Source organism: Dyadobacter sp. UC 10, from assembly GCF_008369915.1.
In the GTDB taxonomy this organism is placed as follows: domain Bacteria; phylum Bacteroidota; class Bacteroidia; order Cytophagales; family Spirosomataceae; genus Dyadobacter.
The window spans coordinates 3,455,068-3,477,712 of record NZ_VSRN01000001.1; the positions used below are offsets into that span (position 1 = coordinate 3,455,068).

The following is a 22,645-nucleotide window of genomic DNA, read 5'->3' on the forward strand; positions in this document are numbered from 1 at the left end:
AAACACGGGTAATGACGTATGTATATTATCCGTGTTTTTTATTTATCCCTATCCAATATTAATGCACACGACTTTGAAAAATTTTACCTTCTCCATCCTTCTTTGTTTACTTGTTTCAGTTTCTGTTTTTGCGCAGTGGGGCGCTCCGTATACGAACAACTGGATAGCTTACGGTAAACCATATGTTAAGATTGCAGTTTCCCAGCGGGGAATCCACAAAGTGCCAATGGCTTCCTTACCGGCTGGCTTTCCCAAAAACCAACCTTCCCTTTTTCAGATCTGGCACAGGGGCAAGCAGGTTTCTATTATCAGTACCGAGAATAATGAGATCACCTTTTTCGGTGTGCCAAACGATGGAGCTCTGGATTCGCTTTTGTATCGTCCGATGAGCAGTCGACTAAATCCTTATTTCAGCCATTATTCAGATGAAAGTGCCTATTTCCTGACGGTCGGAGATGCTGCCGGGAGCCGTGCTGAAAAAGTTAATAAGACCGTTGATCCTGCCGTGAGCCCACTTGCGGCTCATAATGCGATTTTATTGAATGTATTCAAGGATGAATATTCGTTCAGCATAGAAAATCCTATTCGTGCAGCATTATACAATAGTTTTTTTGAGTTGGGAGCAAGCAGGACCAGTAAGCCAATAATCCGTGGTACACAGGCCAGCTATCCTTTTGAACTAGCTAACAGAAATAAATCATCGGCACAAAAGGTATCTGTAAAAATGCTGATGCAAGGCCGGAGTAATAACAGCCGCCCCATTGAAATTTATATTGGGAAAGACGCGCAATCGCTCAGGTTGGCAAAAACGATCAACATTTCGGGTTTTTCCGGTGGTGAGGCGGCTTTTGACATTGAAGCGACAGACGTAGATGCGAATAATAAAGGCGTGTTGGCACTAAAATCAACCAGTACCGAACAGCTTGAAAGATTTTCACTTGCTTATTACAAGCTGGTTTATCCGTCGGCATTTGTTTGGAAAGGACCGTCGACGACCTTTTCACTTCCCGGAATCAGCGGCCAATATGGACGAATCACTATTTCCGGAGCTCCCAATAATGCAACCGTACTCGACATCACAGATCCACACAAAGTAAAATTGATTGCTGGCGACCCTAAAAATCTGATGGTTCCGGGTAACAGCTCCAAATCTTCAGAACTATTTGTTACAAGCGAATCATTTACTGTTCCCGCAACGAAAATTACATCTGTCGACTTCAAGGCGATCGATATCAAAACTGCTAATTATTTCATAGTAACCAGTGCTAACCTGAAGGAAGGGGCGGAGCAATATGCCGCTTACAGGTCGAGCCAGGAGGGTGGAAAATTTAGCACTTCGGTTGTACTGATTCAGGATATTTATAATCAATTCAATTTCGGAGAGCCCAGTCCGTTGGCGATACGTAGGTTTGTCGATTTCGCGTTGTCAACTACGGATAAAAATAAGTATCTGTTGCTGATGGGTAGATCGATTACCCACGTGGAAAGGATGAAACGCGAGCTGCCGGATGAAGTTCCTACGATAGGTTTCCCTGGATCTGACTTTCTGCTCGTCGAAGGGTTGGGTGGTGCAGCCCAGGATGTCGGAGCGATTCCCGTTGGTCGGCTGTCTGCTATAACGAATCAGCATGTGCTGGATTACCTAGAAAAGGTGAAAGATTATGAATCAAATATGGCTGGTGATTATGGCTGGAGAAAGACTTTTCTGCATTTGAATGGAGGAAAGTCAACATCTGAAATTAGTCAGCTTAAAAATCAGCTTAGTTCGCTGACACCATTTGTGACAGGCGGTTTTGTTGGAGGCAATGTAAAGGCATTTGCAAAACAACAGGGTGTACCAGGTGTGGAATCTGTCAATATTACGCCCGAAGTGAACGAAGGTGCGGGCCTCATCACTTATTTTGGCCACGGTTCGATTGAAGTTACGGATCTCGATATGGGCTACGCTACCGACGTTGGGAGGAGATATAATAATGTAAACAAATACCCGATGATGTATTTCAACGGCTGTGGGGTTGGTAACATTTTCAGCGCAAGGTTCAATACAAGCCCAACCGCCAGTAATCGCTATCCACTTTCGCTGGATTGGCTTCTAGCGCCGAAGAAAGGTTCTGTGGCAGTGATTGCTAATTCATTTGAAAGCTTTGTTTCACCTTCTGCAAAATATCTGGAAATATTATATAAGACGATGTTTACGGATCCGGCCTCAATCAATTTATCGATTGGAAAAATCATGATGTCCGTGGCAAGCAAGGTAATGGCCAGCGATCCGGGTGCATACACAATTTCAAATGCCCATCAGTCCCTGTTACAGGGCGACCCAGCATTAAAGCTGGTGACCGTTGCCAAACCTGACTATTCATTGGATCCTGACGAGAGCCTGATGCTATATTCACAAAGTCAGGACAAGAAAATCGGTGTTTCCGATTCGGTGAGACTTTCGATCGCAATGCATAATCAGGGACGATATTTTCAGGATGAGAAGGTGCTCGTCAAGATAATTTCGTACTCCAAAACAGGTGAGAAGACACTTGATAAAATCGTCCCCGCATTTGCTTTGCAGGATACGCTCAATGTCATGTTACTTCGGAACCGTGAGGTTCAGAGGATTGAAGTACGCATTGATCCTCTAAATGCAATTGCTGAGCTGGACGAGACTAATAATATAGCGGAGCTGGTAATAGACTGGGATGCCGCCGATAGTGAAAACCGTTATCCGCTGACCAAAGTGAAAGACCTGATCCCGCCGGTACTGGAAGTCAGGGTCAATCAAGCTCCATTGAAAAATGAAGCTTCGGTATCGCCTGATCCAACATTGGCCTTTATCCTGGAAGACAACAGGTTGATTTCGCCGGATACATCCTTTATAGATGTTTTTATTAAGTCCTGCTGGGACGATAAATGCGAATATCGTCCCATTAAGTATACAGCCGGCGATTTCAGAATGGACACCTTGTCAAGCAGGTCTTTTATGATTACGCTGCTGAAGACGGATCTTCCTGAAGGTGAGTACGAGCTATTGGTGAATGTTTCAGACGTGGCAGGCAATGCGGGTGTACAACCATATAGTATCAAATTCAAAGTTGAAAATACCGCGGATTCGAGGATGAGTGTTGTCTGTAGCCCCAACCCAGCCGTGTCTTATATCAAGCTCGAGACGAAGTTGGGCAATTATGGTGACGTTAAATCCTTGAAATATACGATTTATGACCTGACCGGAAAAGTCGTAGCAGAGGAAACAAAAGAGAATAGAGGTCAAAATTTGCAGGACTGGTATTGGCAGCCAACAGCTGGTCACGCAGGACTTTTTATTTACAAGGTAACGAAGACGAATGCCGAAAACGAGTTAGAGGAAGTGCGGGGCAAATTCGTGATTTTAAGATAAATCCTAAACAGCCTGGCTTTTGGTTTTAGCAAGCCATTCAAGCCAGGCTGCAAGGGAAATTGTCCTGGTAACGTGAAACCACGTTCTTACTTTTTCCGGATAAGGTATTTTCTCATTTTTCAGGATTGCCACCTGCTCATCAAATTTTCGCCGGTCTACATATTCCCAGACCAATTTGGAGTCATTCAGAAAAGTATTAGCCTGTTCATAAAGCCGCAGGGTAATTTTTTGCCCGTGTGATGAGGCCAGGGTAGCCTTCGTACTTCTCTCCATCACTTCATCTGAGAGTAACCCTCTCATCGCTTCTCTGAAATGTTCCCGGCCCTTTCCGGAGCCATATTTGATTGCATCCGGAACCATCATGCAAATTTCAAAAAGCTGCTTGTCAAGAAAAGGTGCCCGGTTCTTGACGCCGTAATACTGACCCAGAACAAACTGCTGCTCGGTTGCAGCGACAGCTCGTGGTGTGAACACGTCTTCAAAATATTCACTATACCTAGGGGCCAGATTTCCCCTGAGTGAGCGCGGAAGAACAATACCGGTTTCCTCAGGCTGGGAAAACTCTAAATATTCATCTCTAAGTACAGATTGGGGAGCGGCTACACTGGTGCGAAGCCAACGTTTCAGGAAATTGCCGAATGCGCGCTTCAGGAAATAGCTTTTCGAAACGCCCATGGCTTTATTCACCTCATTGTATAAAGCAAAAATATCGGCGACAGGTTTTGACCTGTACTCAGAAAAACGGTGGTATAAAAAATTTTGTAATACCAGTGCATATTGCTTTTCAAAAGAATAGCTGTCCCAATCAGTATAATTGCTGGCCAGTGAAAAATGAGGAACCCTTTTTTCGAGATAATGTTGGAGCTCGGCCCATTTTTTTCCCCTGAAAGAATTCTCGAGGATTTCCATTCCGCTTCCAATCACAGAATCGCCCGCACTGCCACGCAATAAAATGCCGCATCCCAAATTTCGGGCGTAAGGCATAAGGGATGTAATCAAAGAGGGAGATAGGGTGGATACTTCCGGTTCTCCAAAAAGGGAAGTGTGGAGCTGGATTAAATTGAAATCTTCATCCGACTGGCGAACTTCATGGTGAATGGACCCGATTTTTTCAACTACGCTGCGGGAGTAATGACTTTCATCCATCTCTTTGCTGTCGTTCCTGTGATAGAGCGTATGCAATGGGCGAGCCGGATAAATATGCTTAAACATCGTACTTACTGAAGAAGAATCAAGTCCTCCGCTAAGGTGAGATGCAACCAGCATAGATTCATCGCTAGCCGAAGCTGATACAGATTGCCTGAAAATATCGCGGATAGCTTCAGCAAATTCATCTGGTTTTGAGTAAGCTGCCCACTTTTCATTTTTAAATGAAACGTGCGGCCTGACCGACTCACTATTTCTTGAAACAGACAAAATGTGGCCAGGAGCCAGATTTCGCACGTTGGAATAGAAAGATCGGGAATAGTCGCTATTTCGAAGGTCCATTCGAAACCGGTGATAGGTTACTATCATGGAAACGTTTGGAGCCAGATAAGGCTGTAAGGTTCTGTTGTGGGCTATCGAGGAAAGGCTTGTAGAGAAAAAAAGAAATTCGCCCGGAATATGAATATAATAGAGTGGAATCGTTCCGAAGAGTTCTCTGGCAAGGTGCAGTTCGTGGTTCTCCTCATCATACCAGATTGCAAGCCTGAGCGTGTTATCTGGGCCGGAAAGTATTTTGTTATATATATCAAAAGAGACAACGTCAATATGTAAAAAATTACTTATTGACGTTGTCTCTTTTGATAAAAAGACGCTTGATAAGAGAAACCGCTCGTAAGCATCGTTTCCAATATCTTTAGCTCCCAGAAAAAAAAATTCTGACTTAATTGTTTTGTCAAAAGATGACGTTGGAAATCTGAATTTGTCTTTGAAACTATCCTTAAAGACAACTAAACCTTCGACTAACAATTAGGAGCTTTTTAAATTTTACCGACTATAATCTCAACCATCCGTTTTGAAATCATCAGGAGGAGTAAGATCAGGTAGGCTGCCCAGTTTACCTCTTGTCAGGTTCCGTACAGAGCCCATTTTAACAAGTACCGGCTTACGATAAGACTTTTTCGTCTGTGTAGAGTGCGATGTCACTGTTCTCATTTGTTTTTGATTAGATGATTATATACCAGTATCCGACGTAAAATTAGCGACATAAATTTAATATGCAAATTTTCATGGTATTAAATATAAAAAAAGGAAGTTGTCGCCGGGGCTAAAGTTGTTTTTTTTAACACTATTCAACTCCGTGCTCAATAATTGTCCGCGCCTTTCGTACCCCCGAATCAATCTTTCCTGAACCGATACAAGCATCATCCTGACAGTATTCAAAAGATGTCTGATTGTCCGAAATGAGGCCTACACCCAGTCCGTATTGTTTTATCCCAATATATCGGTTGATTACTGAACTGTCATTACGTTCAACCACGCGCAAAGTTCTGTCGAAAGTTTGCGACCCTACACTTCCTGGCATATTAACGTCTTCATAATGATAATTTTCCGCATCGCGGTTATTGTAAGTATTTCCATTCCAGGATATTCTGGTGTCGACAGGGAAAACCATTGAAAAGAAGGTCTGGTTGTCGATGTTGGTCAGAATCTTGTCCGGGTACCTGTGCACTTTATACTCCTTTGCCTTTGTCCAGTATTCCGTTGCACTGCTTCTGGTCGACCGCGAAAATGTGTAGGTAAAAACGCCGCTATCATCCTCGCTGACGTTTTCCACTTTGTCTTTTTCTTGCCAGGTTTTGATCACTGGATTTGCCTGGCCGGTAGAATAGACTTCCTCTTTGACATCATAGACGGCGAACCTGCCAATTTCAAGGGGGAAGTATTCATACACGTCGACAGGATCAGTGTTTTTCGGGTTGCATCCATCCAGTGCAAAAAGCAAAAGTGAAGTGGCGAAAAGCTTTCGAATAGCAGATTTACAGATGTGTGTAAATGTGTTCATATAGTTATCATTTGAATATAGATGAGGTTCTTTTAAATACCGTTTCAATGTACTCTTTCCGCTAATTTACCTTTCAGAAAACCCGTCAGGACCTGTAAGCCGGTGTCGAAGCGGACATTGTTATTTATGATCACATCAGCTTCGGAGCGTAGCGGCTGTATAAATTTATCATAAGTTGGCGCTACATGGTGCTCCCATCGGTAGAGCACGTCATCCAAGTCATAACCCCGCTCATTATTATCACGAATGATCCGCCTTTTTATTTTAACATGCTCCTTCGCATCGACAAAAATTTTCAGATCGATCAACCTTGCAATCTCAGGAAAATAAAAAACGAAAATCCCTTCAACAATAATAATGGGCCTTGGCTCAAAAACCAGGATCTCGGGTTTAATAAGCGGATTGTTAAATGTGTATTCCTTTTGATGCACTTCCCTGCCGGCCCGGAGCACCGCTATATGTTCAGCAAAGAGATGATGATCAATCGTTTCGGGAAGATCGAAATTTTCAACACCATTTTCATCCCTCGGAATTTCGTGAATGGGACGATAGTAGTTATCCTGTGAAATACGTGTGATATCACCTTTATCGAAAGAATCAATAAGACTCTTCATGAAAAACGTCTTGCCCGATGCGCTGCCGCCGGTTATTCCTACAATGTAAGGTGCTGTTTGGTTAGGTGCGATCATACTTTACAAGCTCGCTTCGGCAAGCTTTTTAATATAACATTAATCAATAACTGCCAGTTTTCCTGCCAATTTCTCAGTTCTGTCTCCTGAAACTATAAATACCATGTAAATTCCTCCCTTTGCCCTTTTACTCGTGTAGTCCAGCAGGTTCCAGGTAGCGGTACCACCTTGTGACCTGGTCTCGTAAACCAGCCTGCCAGACAGTTCGGTGATTTTCACCGAAGATTCACCTTTCAAACCTTTAATGCCAACTGCTCCACTATAATTCGGCCTAACGGGATTAGGAAAAATAGTAATCCCGCTCAAATTCTCTGCCGGCGCCGAAGAGCTGGTCTGATAGGAAACCATTCCGTTAGGTGTGTCGATGAAAAGCAAACCACTTTCCGCGTCCATTTTAAGGGAAGAAATCAGGTTCGACGGCAGCGGGCTATTATCTGTATCAAATTTTTCAAGTAATTCAGTTCCGTCGGCACTGAAAAGATGCAGCCCCGTCCTAGTGGCCAGCCATTTTCTGTTGCCCGGTTCAACGGCTATTGCGGTGCATTTTTCGGTATTGAAAAGTTTTCGCTTGCCATACACAGGCAAGATTGCGTCTATCCGGCCTCCGTCCAGCACTCCTTCGGACACAAAGTAGCCTGCTCCCCGGTCACTCGCAAACCAGACATAACCATCTGAATCAACTGCAAGGCTATTGATACTATTGGAAGGAAGAGAGCCCCCGCCAGTAATGCTTGACAAGGTGCGCTGCTTTCCATCCGCATTTTTGACAGAGATACCGCCTCCAAGGTAATCCGGTAACTTCGACCAGGTTAAGCCAGCCTGGTCGGTCACTACGGAGTCCGGCCTTGGGAAGATCGTCGTATCTGACTCTTCAAAATCGACAACATGAAAGTCGGTGTCCTGGTTGGTAATAATTCCCTTCTTTTTATCTGCTATCCAAAAAATGCCGGGTTCTGTTTGAAAGGCCGAAGACAATGCCTGAAAGGCGGGATCCGATACAGCATTCACTCTATTCCCCGGCTCCACTATTCTTATCCCTTTTGTTTCTGTTATCACAAGCCGGTTTTCCGAATGGTTGGTTTGAAAAAAATCACTTTCTGAATTGAAAACTTCTTTCCAGTTGCTGCTATTTCGTTCAAACAAACCTTTTCTGCTGAAACCTCCATAAAATCTGCTATCGAAAAATGCAATACTTACTGGGCTCCCAGGCGCGTCGATCTTTGTCCAATTAGCAAAATACTGCCGATTAACCTCAGGCAGCAGGGAAGCGGTGAGTAGGCCGGAGGAAGTCACAGCAAAAATTGAGTCGGAAGAAAATGCCAGGTCTTTGACGGAAACCTGTGCTCCTGCCGGGCCTATATAACGGTAAGTTTCTTCGACTTGACGCAATTTGGTGTCGAGCAACACAATTCCAAAATCTGTGCAGAGGTAAGCAAGCATTTCTCTGAAAACGATTTTGTTGACGGCCTTACTTGTAGTGATACCGGGAGTCTCGCTAAGAATCTTCCAGGCTTCGATCCGCTCGGGAGAGGACTCATCATTCAGGAAAACAAAATCGATCAGACCGCTTCGATAAGCGACCAGCAAAAGACCGTTTTCCTTTTTAAATGCAAGAGAGCTGATCCCAATGTCGCTGAATCCATCCGATTTTGACCAGCTTCTGATCTCTTTGGTTTCAGTGTCAATGCTGAAAAGGCCGTTGTAAGTAGTGTAGTAGATTTTCCCATTCGCTTCGACGATGTTTTTTCCTGAAAGCGGACTGAAATGCGTTTGCCATTTACCCAGGGCAAGCGATTGAGTTTGAGCCCTTGGCAGGGCAAAAGTCAATAATAGGATTATAGTCAAAAATGGCTTCATTTTCCTAAACGCTTCGCTTTAAAACGGCTCCATTCCTGACACAATGCATCTCAATTATCAACCGTCACAATAGCCGAGCCTTTGCCGGTACCTGAGCCACAGCCGCTTTTTAAAGAGCTGATCGTATATTCGGTAGTTGCAGTTGGTGAAACTGATATCAAGTACGGGTTCAAAAAAGTCCCGTTAATAGCTGTTCCGTCCGACAGTGTAAAAGACCAGGGTGGAAGTCCGTTCTTGAATTTGAGCTGAATTCTGGTCGATCTTCCGGCAGTAATAACCCCTTTACCCGAAATTTCCGCAATAGCCTGATCAGGTGCGATGACATCTATTTCCTCAATAGCGCTTGAAACTGCCGGTGACGAAGATATGATCCTGATTTTTTGCGTTTTGATCGAATCTCCTGCAGATGCATTAGAGATTTTTACCTTCATTGTTGTAGGTGTGATCGTAGTCGGCAGATTTACAAAACGCCCCGATTTGTCTGTGATCTGGACCGAAAATTTGTTTCCCGCGTTATACCGGCCTTCTATTTTATACGGAATTTCAATAGTAGACCCGGCGCAGACCATTTTCTGCGGCAGTTTTTCCAAGGTAATGCTCGCTGGCGGGCTCTTTACCGATACTTTCGCGCTTCCGGAAAATTTACCCACACCACAAAGCCCGCCTGCAGAAGTAATCTGATAGTTTGTGTCGTAAACGGGCTTAACCTTTATTTTATATGGCGACTCTTGAATATTGTTCTCATATGTGCCATCGGAAAGCAATACAAACCAGGGTCCTCCACCTGTAAATTTCAATGTAAGTTCACCGGTTTCATTTTCTCCCAAACGAAGCGAATCTTTTTGAAGGGTAGTAACCGTAGTGGCTACAATTGACACGTTCGCAGTTTGGGTCACCAGGTATGGAGCGGAAGAAACAACGCGTAATTTATACTCTCCCGGCTTGTAATTCGCAGGTATCTCGGCGTTAATGAATCCTGTTGTATCCGGTGGCGAGATCGTTTTAAATGCACCGGTCCTCTCTGCGATTTGAACTACAAACCGGTTCCCCTCTTTGAATTTACCTGTTGCATTGAAAGGAACCTGAAACGGTATCCCGCTGCATAACTTGGCAATTTTTTCCACCTCTTTCAATTCCAGCTTGGGTTCCGGATTATCGTTGACATTGACAATCGCCTCTCCCGACGTGCTACCGCTCCCGCACGCATTGGCTACGCCTGCTATGCGGTATGCTTTCACCGCTTTCGGTCTAACAATCAGATAGTGTGGATTTGAAAGTGTTTGTGTTACAATGGTGCTGTCCGAGAGCCGAAACGACCAGGGCGCTGTCCCGGTCAGGCTGACCCTGAGCTGTACCTCCTGCCCCGGCATGGTCCTGGTAGACTGTGTCCCGTCCATAAAATCGATGCGGGCAGCAGGTGCCTGCAGCAGTCGGATCGGAACTTCCTGACTTCTTACCACCGGTATTGAGCTTACGATTTGTATGCGGTATACTTCGCCGCCTATCTTATAGGAAGGGATTACCGCCTTCACAGGGCTTTTATTGACTGGTAAAGAAATAGGGATTGTCTTTCCCGAGGCGTCAATCAGCTGCGCAATGAAGGTATTGCCCTCATCAAAAGGGCCACTGGTGGTAAATGGTATCGTAATGTTAGTGCCCGGGCATACTGTTAAATAGGAGATATCTTCAATCGTGATTTTATAGGAATGCAGACTGTCAGCCGGTTTTTCCGTTTTGGCCAGTCTCTCCTCTGCGGCCCTTTCAGTCAGACTGTCGGGTGTCGCTTCGCTGGTGGTATCCAGCTCAGTTTCCGCGCCGGTGGCTGCTCGGGTTGTATCTGTTACCGGTGCTGTCACCGGTGTTGCTTTTGGCAATGTATCGGGCTGTGTAGCCGTAGGTTTGGCCGGCTCAACGGGGGCCTTTTTCCTGGGAGCAAGGATTGTTCTTCGGGGTGAGGTGTTTCTTCTTTGCGCATCAACATGATTGCAAACCAGCATTAACCCACAAATCAACAGAACGATAAATCGCAGCATGTATAGTTTTTTTATTTTTAATTCATTGATACTAATGTACTCCCGCGAAGTACAGGCACGACATCATACAAATCGGTTTGCAGGCAGTATGATATATCTTTTTGAATCCCCAAACGCTGTAACCGGCGCACGTGGGAGGAGTTTGATACACTGGCGAGCAGGTTTTTTTTGCCTTGTTCATATAGCCGCTGCGCCATTAAAGTCCCGTCTTCAAGCAACATGAACTGGTCTTTTAATGCATCTGCCAGTGCGCCTGCGAACAAAGTGTCTTCCAGGTTAGGGCGCCCTTTCCAGCCTGCGCAAAGTACCAGCACATCGTAAGGTTCGGTCCTGAGATGACTGGCAAGTGCTCCGAGATTAAGGAAGGATCCAATCATCACTTTTACCGCGGAAGATTTTGCCTTTGCAATGGATAACGTTCCATTGGTAGTTGTCATTGCGATTTGTGAGCCGATCAGCCGCTCGTTCATATAACTGAATGGAGAATTGTCCAGGTCAAAACCCTCAACTTTTCTCGCATCCCGCTCTGCTGCGGCGATGAATCCTTTATCCTGCAAAAATTTACATTCTTCCACACTTGCGACCGGGGTAATGCTTTTAACCCCGTAGGCGAGCCCCGTAACCATGCAGGAGGTGGCGCGGAATATATCGGCTACCACTACAATGGAATTGTCAAGTTTATGTAAATGAAGCAGATCGGGGGTTAGACAAACGTCAAGTTGTTTCATTCTGAAAAGCGGTACTGATTTAGAAAGGTTAATTTTTTACGAAAGGCAGTTTCACGATTTTAGCTTTTAAAAGCCTGTCCCTGACTTTTATAAATATTTCTGAATCAGCTTTGCTATTTGCGGCGGGAACATACCCCATTCCGATCCCTTTTTGAAGCGTAGGAGATTGCGTGCCGGAAGTTACCTCACCGATTTTATTACCATCTGCGTCACAAAGTTCATAATGACCGCGCGGTATACCTCGGTCGATCATTTCAAAACCAACCAGCTTGCGGTTTAAGCCAGCCTCTTTCTGGGCTTTCAATGCATTCGAATTAGTGAAATCCTTCGTGAATTTTGTCACCCAGCCCAGTCCGGCTTCCAGGGGTGAGGTATTATCGTCAATGTCATTTCCGTAAAGACAAAATCCTTTTTCGAGTCTCAACGTATCCCGGGCGCCCAGCCCAACCGGCTTGATGCCAAACTCTTTACCTGCTTCAAAAATGGCGTTCCACATTTTTTCAGCAGATTCATTTTTAACATAAATCTCAAAACCACCTGCACCTGTATAGCCGGTCGCTGAAATGATTACGTCTGCGATGCCCGCCATTTCACCTGTTTGAAATGTATAATAATCCATGGAAGCCAGGTCCACGGTAGTAAGTTTTTGTAATGTTGCAGTCGCATTGGGTCCCTGCACAGCAAAAAGGCAGGTCGCATCAGAAATATTTTCCATGGCAACCCCTTCACTATTTTTGCCCTGTATCCAGTTCCAGTCCTTTTCGATATTGGATGCATTTACCACGAGAAGGTATTCATCTTCCCTGATCCGGTACACCAGCAGGTCATCCACAACACCGCCGGTTTCGTTGGGTAAATAACTGTATTGTACTTTTCCGTCAAACAGTACGGAGGCGTCATTGGCAGAAACCTTTTGAATCAAATCCAATGCCTTAGGGCCTGTGACCATGAACTCGCCCATGTGCGACACATCAAAAACGCCCACGTTATTTCTGACTGTGTGGTGCTCGTCCAGATCCGACGAATACCGTACAGGCATTTCAAAACCTGCAAACGGGACTATTTTGGCGCCGAGACCGACGTGAACTTGATGTAAAGGGACAGTTTTCATGTAGGACAAATTGATTCGCATTAATTTACAAAAGTATGCAAAGCAGGGCAAAGCCGCACAAAAAAGTCTTTTTTCAGAGCTCGTAGTGTTGGTTTTGAAGTATATTGTGAAAAAATAGGCCAAAAGTTTTATTAGGCTTAACCCTGAATATTTCAAACTATGAACAAAAAACTACTGCTATATGCCGCTACGCTGCTGACCGGAAGTGCCTTCGCACAAACAGCTACTTTCAAGGGTGAGGTGATTGATGACAGGATCAGCATTGGCTATGGTGTGGCGTCCGGTGATGTGGATGGTGATGGAAAAATCGATATTCTGCTGGCAGATAAAAAGGAAATTGTGTGGTACAAAAATCCCGGTAAAAATGAGGGTGCCTGGGCGAAGCACATCATGGCAAAGGACCTCACCGAACAGGATAATGTATGTATTGCTGCGAGGGATATTGATGGAGACGGTAAAGTTGAAGTGGCGGTAGGTGCGCAGTGGAATCCGTCGGAAACGAAAAACCTCAAACTTTCAGGAGCTGTGTTTTATCTCGCTGCGCCTGACGACCCCACAAAGCTTTGGGAGCCGGTGAGGCTGCATCACGAAGTAACAATCCACCGGATGCAATGGGTTAAGAAAGCGGACGGAGATTTCCAGCTTGCAGTATTGCCGTTGCATGGGGAAGGAAATGCAGGAGGAGTAGGGGCCGGGGTGAAAATGATTTTATTTGATGTTCCTGAAAATAGAAAAGGGATCTGGGGCTTTGATCTGTTGGAAACGAATATGCATATGACCCACAATATGAATGCAATGGAAGTGCCGGGTCGCATTTTGGGCCTTTCTGTTGCAGGAAAAGAAGGCGTGCAGGTTTTTCTGAATGGTGCCGATGGCTGGGCTGCTTCGGGTAACTGGATGGTGGCCGACAAGGGAGTGGGTGAGATCAGAACAGGAAGCCTGGGAGGGAATCAACTTTTCACTGCAACTATTGAACCTATGCACGGGAGTGAGCTGGTCGTTTATTCGAAAGACAACCGTGCGGTTCTAACAAACAACATCAAGGAAGGACACGCGTTGGCATGTGCGGATTTTTTCGGGCAGGGCAGGGACCAGGTGGTAATGGGCTGGAGAAATCCGAATGCGTCGGGAGAGACGGGCGTAAGGATTTTTGTAGGGTCCGATCCCGCGGGCAGGAAGTGGCAGGAATTTGTCCTGGATGACAAGATTAAGATAGCCTGCGAAGATCTGACGATCGCCGACCTGGACGGCGACAGTGATCTGGATGTGATCGCCTCAGGAAGGGCGACGCACAATGTAGTAGTGTACTGGAATCAGCTCAAAAAATAGTAAAGGCTGGAAAATTTTCTTTCCAGCCTTTACAAGGTTGTCTGCCTAGGAAGTCGAAATTGTCCGTCTGAGCGAAGTCGAAGACTAGTCTCTGCGGCCCATTAACAGGCTTACATAATAAAGTAATGTAGCTAATGAACCGATTGCAGCAACTAAGTATGTTCTTGCAGCCCATTTCAAAGCATCGCTCGACATTACATATTCTTTTTCGTTAACAATCCTGTTTTTCTGGATCCACGCCAACGCTCTGTTACTTGCATCGTATTCAACCGGCAATGTGATAAAGCTGAAAAGCGTAGTCGCTGCGAAAAGCGCGACACCGATCGTCAACGGCAAAACAGTTGTATTGATCAGAACGATACCCAACAGAATGATCCACTGCATATAGCGTGACGCAATGCTCAGGAATGGTACCATTTGAGAGCGAAATTGCAACCACTTGTAGGCTGTCGCGTGTTGCACAGCGTGCCCGCATTCGTGAGACGCAACCGCAGCAGCGGCTACACTTCTGCCGTAAAATACGTCCGGGCTCAGGTTAACTGTTTTATCCTGAGGATTGTAATGGTCAGTCAGCTGGCCTTCGACCGAAAGTACCCGCACATCATAAATGCCGCTTTCACGCAACATCGTCTCGGCGATCTCCTTTCCACTCATACCATTGCTCAAGCCGACCTGAGAATATTCTTCAAACTTGCTCTTGAGACGCCACTGAACGTACAAGCTCACAAGCATTACTATACCACCGATTATGTATGCTCCCATCATAGCTTTTTCCTATTTATATCCTTGTTTTATTTTTTCAATCAGCGCGGTAGTCGAGTAACCCTGTACAAGTGCTATCGTTTTTACCTCACCTCCTTTACCTAAAACAAAATCCGCGCCAGCAATAGTTTCAACGGTATAATCGTCGCCTTTGACCAAAATGTCAGGTTTTACTGCCTCTATCAACTGACTAGGCGTCGGTTCGTCGAACAAAATGACAGCATCGACAAAGGAGAGGGCTGCCATCAGACGCGCGCGTGCATATTCATTAACAACGGGTCGCAACGGTCCTTTCAGTCTGCTCACAGATGCATCGGTATTCAATCCTAAAACCAGTCGGTCGCCCAGGGCGTGGGCTTTTTCCAGGTAATCAATATGGCCCAGGTGAACGATATCGAAGCAACCGTTTGTGAATACTACTTTCTGGCCGCCACGCTGCCAGGCTTCAATAGTAGGGATTGCTTCTTCTAGTCTGAGTATCTTGCTCTCGGTCAGATTCATTGGTTGGAAGTAAATTGTTCATTGGAAAATAATATGTAATCATACTAATTTTCCATCAGGTAAGACTATTCCTGCGCCTTGTTTAACGCTAGGCAGAAATCTTTTCGGGTTCATCTACCGATTTATTGTTTTTAACCAAAACAAACAAAAAGGCCAGTGCGCCTACTGCCAGCATAAATACCATCTGCGCCCCGTGTATAAAGGTGGCCAATGTGATACCATCACTTTGAGTCAATCCGTACAATACCAGCACATTGCCAACTAAAAGGTGATAAGCTCCGATTCCGCCCTGGGTAGGAGCCGTCATACCTATCGCACCTACTACCAGTATAGTTAGTCCGGCAAGCGGTCCAAGGTCGGAGGTTTCGGGAATGCAGAAAAACAATACGTAGGAAACCAGGTAATAAAGTACCCAGATCATTAAACTGCTCAGGATAAATAGTCCGGGGCTGCGCAGTTTGCGAATGCTTAGCAGACCGTCGAGCATTCCTTTCGCAAAATCTGTGATTTTGGCAACCAATGCATTTTGCTGTAAGCGGGTGCGGAAGGCCAGGTTTTTGTATAAATAAAAACCAATCGATGCTACTACTATCAAGCCGCCAATCAAAATGAAAAGCAATAATCCGCCACCCGATCCACCTGATTCACCACCTACTTTACTTTGAAAAAAATCTGTGAAGAAAGTGCTCAGCCGGTCAAATTCGAGAACGAAATTTAAGCCGATCATCAATACAAGTACGATGACATCAAATATACGTTCAGCCACTACCGTTCCGAAACTCAGATTGACCGGGATTTTTTCAAGCCGGTATAAGGTGCCGCAACGGGTCACCTCGCCCATCCGGGGAACAATATAATTGGCAAAATATCCGGTCAATACCGCTACTGAACTGTTGATAATACTTGGTTTATGTCCCAGCGGCTCCATAAGCATTGCCCAGCGCCAGGCACGGGTAACGTGTGCGCACATTAAAAAGAAGCAGGAAACCGCAATCCACCGCCAGTCGGATTTGGCAAAGCGGTCGAGCATTTCACCCAGATTAATATCTTTAAATACAAACCAAAGCAAGCCACCTGCCAAAATCAGCGAAATGGCGTAACGTAAAATGTTTTTCATAGCTAAGTGAATAGGGTGCAGGGTTCTATTGAAGAACGCTACCCGACCAGGTGATTGTTATGGTCGGGGAAAACAACCATGGGTTTGAAGGATTTGGCTTCCTCCTGGGTCATTGTTCCGTAAGCAATAATAATGATAATGTCGCCAATCTGCACGCGCCGTGCCGCCGCCCCATTAAGGCAGATCATTCCGGAACCTCTTTCGCCTTTGATCACATAAGTCACAAAGCGCTCGCCATTGTTATTGTTAACGATATGGACCTGCTCATTTTCAACAAGTCCGGCCGCATCGATCAGGTCTTCGTCAATCGTGATGCTGCCTACATAATTCAGTTCCGCCTGAGTCACCTTGACACGGTGAATCTTCGATTTCATTACTGTTATTTGCATTACCCGGTAAAATAAGTCGAGATAAAATGGAACGTATTACTGCCCAAAGTTACAGGAATAACACGCAGCTATCAAAACATACGGCCCTGCTTTACGGTTCCAACCGGCTCTTGCAGCCTTTTTTCAGGGGCTTGAAGTAATATTCAGAAGCGTAAGGCTTTACTTATATTATCCACTTATTTTTCTAAAATTCCGATGAGTAGAGAAAATAAACCAAAAGATGTGAAACGCCGCGACTTTTTGCAAAAGACCACGGCAGCAGCAATTGGTAGCTTTTTTATTGTCCCGCGACATGTTTTAGGTAAAGGCTACCGCGCGCCAAGCGACAAATTGAACATAGCAGGGATAGGTGTAGGAGGGAAGGGTTTTTCAGATACTAATAATGCCTGGAATAAGGGGGCTGAGAACCTTGTCGCGCTTTGCGATGTGGACTGGGGACAGGCTAAAAAGAATTTTGAACTGCATCCGACAGCCAAGAAGTACAAGGATTTCCGAAAGATGTTCGATGAAATGGAAAAGGATATTGATGCTGTAACCGTTTCAACGACCGACCATATGCATGCTATTATTGCGATGGCGGCCATGCAAAGAGGGAAGCACGTATACGTTCAGAAACCGCTCACGCATGACATTTATGAGGCCCGTATGCTCACTGAGGCGGCCCGGAAATACAAAGTAGTAACTCAGATGGGAAATCAGGGTGCTTCTAACCCTGCACAGAACCAGATGAAAGAATGGTTCAATAAAGGAATAATTGGTAATGTACACGAAGCGCACGTTTGGACAAACCGTCCCGTGTGGCCACAGGGTATTCCTGTCCCTACTGGCAAATTCGACGTTCCCGCAGATATTGACTGGGAATTATGGGTTGGTTGTGCGGACTGGGTCGACTACAATCCGGCCTGGCATCCGTTCAAATGGCGCGGCTGGTGGAATTTTGGTACCGGCGCATTGGGAGATATGGGTTGTCACCTGATCGACCCCGCTTTCCGTACGCTTGGATTGGGTTATCCTACGGAGCTGGAATGCAGCGTAGGCCAGGTTTTCATTAAAGACTGGACGCCTGAATATATTCCGGAAGGCTGCCCGCCATCGTCAAGGGTGCAGCTGAAATTCCCGGCCAACAAGGTGAACAAATCAGAAGTTACATTAACCTGGCACGATGGTGGCTTGCGCCCTTTCCACCCGGATCTGATCCCCGCCAACGATCCGCTGGGCGAGCCTGATAGCAGCAATGGTGTGATGTTGATTGGTGAAAAAGGCGTTATGACCTGTGGTACTTATGGTATTGATCCAAAAGTATATTTGAAAGACGGCACAAAGCTGGAATATAAGAAAGGTGATTTTGGAAATAAATACACGCCTATGCCGGAGTTTGGTCACCACGTTTCCTGGTCCGACGCCTGCAAGGCTGGTTTCAACAGCAAAGAACACAAAGCGCTGACCTCTTCCTTCGATTACGCAGGTCCTTTGACCGAAACCGTAATAATGGGCAACCTTGGAATACGCAGCTACAACCTGCGCAAGCAAAGAGCCGACGGAAAAGGTTTCGACTATCCAGGCCGCAAAAAATTGCTATGGGATGGTAACAATATGAAAATCACCAACTTCGACGATGCAAACCAATTCGTAAAACGCCAATACCGCGGCGATTGGAAATTGGGTAGTTAAGTGTTTGTCGCACTAAGCGGAGTCGAAATGTATGCACTTCGACTCCGCTTAGTGCGACATTAAAAAACAATATTATCAATCAACCTCACCGGCCCGAGAAACGCGGCAACGCAGATCGCGTTTGTGCCAGTGGCGCCAGGTGTGGTAATAGGTTGTAGTGTATTAAGATCTGCGATTTCGAAATAATCCAGTTTAAAAGCCTCGATCGAGTCAAATGCGGCAGTTGCCTGTCTAATTACTTCTTCAACCGACTCCCCTTTTAAAAGCTTCCTTTTCGCGGATTCGAGGATCTGAAATAGGTGCGGAGCGATTTCCCTTTCTTCAACATTTAACCGGCGGTTTCGTGACGACATTGCCAAACCATCTTCTTCGCGAATTGTAGGTGCAATGATCAGTTCGAGTCCAAAACTTAGGTCAGATACCAGTTTTTTAACGATTGCGACCTGCTGTAAGTCTTTTTGGCCAAAGTAAGCCCGGTGCGGTTTGACGATATTAAAAAGTTTCGAAACCACAATTCCGACTCCATTGAAATGGCCCGGACGGGAAGCGCCTTCCATCACGGTTTCGAGGGCGCCAAAATTGAATTTCAGGACAGGTTGCTTTGGATACATTTCTTCTACCGAGGGCGCAAAAACGATATCACAGCCGGCTGCTTCAAGCATTGCGCAATCGGCTTCCAGTGTGCGCGGGTATTTCTGTAAATCTTCGGGATTGTTGAACTGCGTTGGATTAACAAAAATGCTGCAAACAGCTATGTCATTTTCACGTTTGCATAACTGAATCAGTGAGATATGACCGTCGTGAAGTGCGCCCATCGTTGGTACGAGGCCGATACTGCGTTGTTGAAAAGTTTGTTGTTCGAGGAAATTCCGGAGGCTGGCAACTGAAGTAAATACTTCCATGAGAAACTGAAATCTGAGGGGGAGTAGCCTGAAATGCGAAAGTGCTTTATATCTCCGAAAAGTACTGCGAGTAGGAAAATCAATTATTTGGAATGAGTTATCCCAAACTGAGCGCAATATGACAATTAGTTTGGAATATCTTTTGAAAATGCGATTTTTTTTGTATAATTTTGCAAAACTTTTTTTCACAAACTGCTTAAAGATCTATGGAGAAACTACGAATTTTATATGTAGCCAGTGAAATCAATCCCTTCCTCCAAACCACTGACGTTGCCGATTACGTAAGAAAGCTCCCTCAGGCAATGCAGGAAAGAGGTGCAGAAATCAGGATTCTAGTTCCGCGTTTTGGTCTTATTAATGAACGCAAAAACAGGCTTCATGAAGTAGTTCGACTGTCAGGAATAAACATTACCGTAGGAGATGAAGAAAAGCCACTGATCATCAAGGTCGCATCTATACCCAACGCCAAATTGCAGGTATATTTTATTGACAATGACGATTATTTTCACCGCAAATCTGTGTTTTTCGATAAGGAGAACAACTTTTTCGATGATAATGACGAGCGGGCGATTTTCTTTTGCAAAGGTGTTCTTGAAACGGTTAAAAAATTGGGCTGGGCGCCGGATGTGGTGCACTGTAATGATTGGATGACCGCCCTGATCCCCCTGTACCTGAAAACCACTTACCGCAACGATCCGATGTTCAAGGATACAAAAAGTGTGTTTACGGTACATAACAATGCTTTTGATTATAAGTTTGACGCTGATTTGCAGAGCAAGGCGAAAGCAATGGATGTAAGTGACGAGGCCCTGGCCCATTTGCATTCCGCAGATTTCGAAGGGTTCGTCAAAATAGGTTGCGCCTACGCAGATGCAGTTCTGAAAGCAGATGAACATTGTAGCGAAAGTCTCAACCAGATATTCAACGATGCACCTAAACGTGTGGAATTGAACGAACAGGACGAGAACTTCTCCGAATCTTATTATAACCTGTATACAGATTTAATGAGCTAATCACTCAAATTATAGCAAGTCGGGCCGGTAACTGATCAGTTACCGGTTTTTTTGTGCTGTTTAAATCTCTGTTGAGCACAAAAATATTTTCATTAATGTGTTCGAGCACTCTGATGAAATTGGATAATTTTTAGTATTTAATTAGAAATTAGCTTGTTATGAAACGGTGATTGCTCTTAATTTGGTTTTTTGTTAAACATACACTCAAACCAAATTCGTGAAAATATGTGCGGAATAGTGGCTTATGTTGGAGGCAGGGAGGCTTATCCTCTGATCCTGAAAGGTCTTAAAAGACTTGAATACCGAGGGTACGATAGTTCAGGGATTGCATTGCTGGAAAAGGAGAAATTGAACATTTACAAGAAAAAAGGAAAGGTTTCTGATTTGGAGGCTGAGCTGGGCGGAAAACATTTAGCTGCTACAATCGGGATCGGACACACCAGGTGGGCAACCCACGGAGAACCCAACGACATCAATGCGCATCCACATTTTTCAAATGACCGCAAGCTGGCGATCATCCATAACGGAATCATAGAGAACTACGCCTCGATCAAGCAAAACCTCATTCAAAAAGGGCATAAGTTTCAAAGTGAAACGGACACGGAGGTATTGATTCACTTCATCGAAGATATTCAGTCCGAAACGGGAGGCTCGCTGGAGTCGGCCGTAAAGCTGGCTTTGAAGGAAGTGGTAGGTGCGTACGCGATCGTGGTAATGTCAGTCGATCATCCCGGACAACTGATTGCGGCGCGTAAAGGAAGTCCGCTGGTGATCGGGATCGGTGAAGACGAATTTTTCTTCGCCTCCGACGCAACGCCAATTATTGAGTATACAAAAGACGTTGTTTACCTCGACGATTACGAAGTAGCGGTTGTGAAGGACGATAAGCTGAGCATTCAGAATCTCGATAATACAGAGACCATTCCATACATACAAAAATTGGAAATGGAGCTCGAAACGATTGAAAAGGGAGGTTACGATCATTTTATGATCAAAGAGATCTTCGAACAGCCGCGCTCGATCGGTGACAGCATGCGCGGTAGGTTACGAGCTGACGATGCCCATCTGCAACTCGGCGGACTCAGCAGTTATATGGATAAGCTAGCCGAAGCCGAGCGGATCGTGATTGTGGCATGTGGTACTTCGTGGCATGCCGGCCTCGTCGCCGAATATCTTTTCGAGGAACTGGCGAGAATAAATGTCGAAGTAGAATATGCATCTGAATTCCGGTATAGGAATCCGGTCATCAAGGAAAACGATGTTGTGATCGCTATTTCTCAATCGGGTGAAACGGCAGATACGCTTGCTGCAATTGAGCTTGCAAAGTCCAAAGGAGCTACGATTTTTGGCGTTTGCAATGTAGTAGGATCGTCCATTGCCCGTGCGACGCATGCAGGTGCATATACGCACGCAGGGCCGGAAATAGGCGTGGCAAGTACGAAAGCATTCACTGCTCAGGTAACGGTTTTGACATTGATAGCGATTGCCACTGCAAAAAGGAAGGGTACGATTTCAGAAGAAGCTTACCGGCAACTGCTTATCGAGCTGGAAAATATTCCGGCCAAAGTAGAGAAGATGTTTGAGAGTTCAGACAAGATCAAAGAGATTGCATTTATCTTCACCTATGCACGCAACTTTATTTATCTGGGGCGCGGATTGAATTTTCCGGTAGCTTTGGAAGGCGCATTGAAACTGAAAGAAATCTCATATATCCATGCCGAAGGTTACCCCGCCGCGGAAATGAAACATGGACCAATAGCGCTTATCGACGAAGATATGCCGGTTGTTTTTTTAGCGACAAAAGATAGTTCCTACGAGAAAATCGTCTCCAATATTCAGGAAGTGAAAGCTCGAAAAGGTAGGGTAATTGCTATTGTGACGGAAGGTGATACGCTGATCCCCGGCATGGTGGACTTTGTGATTGAGGTTCCGACAACCCACGAAATCCTGACACCGCTCGTTTCCGTGATTCCATTGCAGCTGTTATCTTACTACATCGCGGTGATGCGCGGCCGGAATGTGGATCAACCACGCAACCTGGCCAAATCCGTAACAGTTGAGTAACATTTGTCTGCCATAATCGAATGCGAGACCAGCTCCTGGTTTCGCATTTGTGCTGAAGGGGAATGCTTTTACGGAAATAATATAAATCGGTTTTCGTTAGTTTTG

18 protein-coding genes are annotated in these 22,645 nt (G+C 45.3%); 5 read left to right on the forward strand and 13 right to left on the reverse strand.

Going from position 1 to position 22,645, the window contains the following annotated elements; genetic code table 11:
* Positions 1-73: 73 nt before the first annotated feature.
* Positions 74-3,385 (forward strand): putative type IX secretion system sortase PorU2, encoded by a 3,312-nt coding sequence (gene porU2, locus FXO21_RS14255; RefSeq protein WP_192579220.1) that lies wholly within the window; start codon positions 74-76, stop codon positions 3,383-3,385.
* Between the two features lie 3 nt (positions 3,386-3,388).
* On the opposite strand, the gene FXO21_RS14260 is transcribed toward porU2, so the two are convergent.
* The 8 genes from FXO21_RS14260 to gcvT form a co-directional block, all read right to left on the reverse strand.
* Positions 3,389-5,338, reverse strand: coding sequence for an asparagine synthase-related protein (locus FXO21_RS14260; RefSeq protein ID WP_149640698.1), 1,950 nt, complete (start codon positions 5,336-5,338; stop codon positions 3,389-3,391).
* A gap of 33 nt (positions 5,339-5,371) precedes the next feature.
* Positions 5,372-5,524, reverse strand: a complete 153-nt coding sequence (locus tag FXO21_RS14265; RefSeq protein ID WP_149640699.1) for a lasso RiPP family leader peptide-containing protein — start codon at positions 5,522-5,524, stop codon at positions 5,372-5,374.
* 133 nt (positions 5,525-5,657) lie between these two features.
* Positions 5,658-6,374 (reverse strand): hypothetical protein, encoded by a 717-nt coding sequence (locus FXO21_RS14270; RefSeq protein WP_149640700.1) that lies wholly within the window; start codon positions 6,372-6,374, stop codon positions 5,658-5,660.
* 44 nt (positions 6,375-6,418) lie between these two features.
* Complete coding sequence (locus FXO21_RS14275) at positions 6,419-7,063, reverse strand: uridine kinase family protein (protein ID WP_149640701.1); 645 nt, start codon at positions 7,061-7,063, stop codon at positions 6,419-6,421.
* A gap of 39 nt (positions 7,064-7,102) precedes the next feature.
* Complete coding sequence (locus tag FXO21_RS14280) at positions 7,103-8,908, reverse strand: PorZ beta-propeller-like domain-containing protein (RefSeq protein ID WP_225865688.1); 1,806 nt, start codon at positions 8,906-8,908, stop codon at positions 7,103-7,105.
* Positions 8,909-8,970: 62 nt separating this feature from the next.
* Positions 8,971-10,953 carry a hypothetical protein gene (locus tag FXO21_RS14285; RefSeq protein WP_149640703.1) on the reverse strand — a complete coding sequence of 661 codons (1,983 nt, stop codon included), beginning with the start codon at positions 10,951-10,953 and terminating at the stop codon, positions 8,971-8,973.
* 17 nt (positions 10,954-10,970) lie between these two features.
* Positions 10,971-11,681, reverse strand: a complete 711-nt coding sequence (locus FXO21_RS14290) for a 2-phosphosulfolactate phosphatase (RefSeq protein WP_149640704.1) — start codon at positions 11,679-11,681, stop codon at positions 10,971-10,973.
* Between the two features lie 28 nt (positions 11,682-11,709).
* The gene (gcvT, locus tag FXO21_RS14295) at positions 11,710-12,792 is read right to left on the reverse strand and encodes a glycine cleavage system aminomethyltransferase GcvT (RefSeq protein ID WP_149640705.1); all 1,083 of its coding nucleotides are present in this window, start codon (positions 12,790-12,792) and stop codon (positions 11,710-11,712) included.
* 159 nt (positions 12,793-12,951) lie between these two features.
* On the opposite strand from gcvT, the gene FXO21_RS14300 reads away from it, so the two are divergent.
* On the forward strand, positions 12,952-14,121 hold the full coding sequence (locus tag FXO21_RS14300) for an FG-GAP repeat domain-containing protein (protein ID WP_149640706.1): 1,170 nt from the start codon (positions 12,952-12,954) through the stop codon (positions 14,119-14,121).
* Positions 14,122-14,205: 84 nt separating this feature from the next.
* Here the strand turns inward: FXO21_RS14300 and FXO21_RS14305 are convergent, their stop codons facing one another.
* The 4 genes from FXO21_RS14305 to panD all read right to left on the reverse strand — a co-directional run bounded on the left by FXO21_RS14305 (position 14,206) and on the right by panD (position 16,890).
* Complete coding sequence (locus FXO21_RS14305) at positions 14,206-14,886, reverse strand: zinc metallopeptidase (RefSeq protein ID WP_192579221.1); 681 nt, start codon at positions 14,884-14,886, stop codon at positions 14,206-14,208.
* A 9-nt stretch (positions 14,887-14,895) separates the two neighbouring features.
* A complete protein-coding gene (gene rfaE2, locus FXO21_RS14310; protein ID WP_149640707.1) occupies positions 14,896-15,384 on the reverse strand; it encodes a D-glycero-beta-D-manno-heptose 1-phosphate adenylyltransferase in 489 nt (162 codons plus the stop codon).
* A gap of 88 nt (positions 15,385-15,472) precedes the next feature.
* A complete protein-coding gene (locus FXO21_RS14315; RefSeq protein ID WP_149640708.1) occupies positions 15,473-16,501 on the reverse strand; it encodes a lysylphosphatidylglycerol synthase transmembrane domain-containing protein in 1,029 nt (342 codons plus the stop codon).
* A gap of 38 nt (positions 16,502-16,539) precedes the next feature.
* Positions 16,540-16,890 carry an aspartate 1-decarboxylase gene (gene panD, locus FXO21_RS14320; protein ID WP_149640709.1) on the reverse strand — a complete coding sequence of 117 codons (351 nt, stop codon included), beginning with the start codon at positions 16,888-16,890 and terminating at the stop codon, positions 16,540-16,542.
* Positions 16,891-17,085: 195 nt separating this feature from the next.
* Between panD and FXO21_RS14325 the strand changes: the two genes are divergently transcribed.
* Positions 17,086-18,561: a Gfo/Idh/MocA family protein gene (locus tag FXO21_RS14325; protein WP_149640710.1), complete on the forward strand. Its 1,476-nt coding sequence runs from the start codon at positions 17,086-17,088 to the stop codon at positions 18,559-18,561.
* Positions 18,562-18,620: 59 nt separating this feature from the next.
* On the opposite strand, the gene panC is transcribed toward FXO21_RS14325, so the two are convergent.
* Positions 18,621-19,463 carry a pantoate--beta-alanine ligase gene (gene panC / locus FXO21_RS14330; protein WP_149640711.1) on the reverse strand — a complete coding sequence of 281 codons (843 nt, stop codon included), beginning with the start codon at positions 19,461-19,463 and terminating at the stop codon, positions 18,621-18,623.
* A 206-nt stretch (positions 19,464-19,669) separates the two neighbouring features.
* Between panC and FXO21_RS14335 the strand changes: the two genes are divergently transcribed.
* Together FXO21_RS14335 and glmS are read left to right on the forward strand one after the other, a co-directional pair.
* Positions 19,670-20,476: a glycogen/starch synthase gene (locus tag FXO21_RS14335; RefSeq protein ID WP_149640712.1), complete on the forward strand. Its 807-nt coding sequence runs from the start codon at positions 19,670-19,672 to the stop codon at positions 20,474-20,476.
* 225 nt (positions 20,477-20,701) lie between these two features.
* Positions 20,702-22,540 carry a glutamine--fructose-6-phosphate transaminase (isomerizing) gene (glmS, locus tag FXO21_RS14340; protein WP_149640713.1) on the forward strand — a complete coding sequence of 613 codons (1,839 nt, stop codon included), beginning with the start codon at positions 20,702-20,704 and terminating at the stop codon, positions 22,538-22,540.
* The last annotated feature ends 105 nt before the right edge of the window (positions 22,541-22,645 follow it).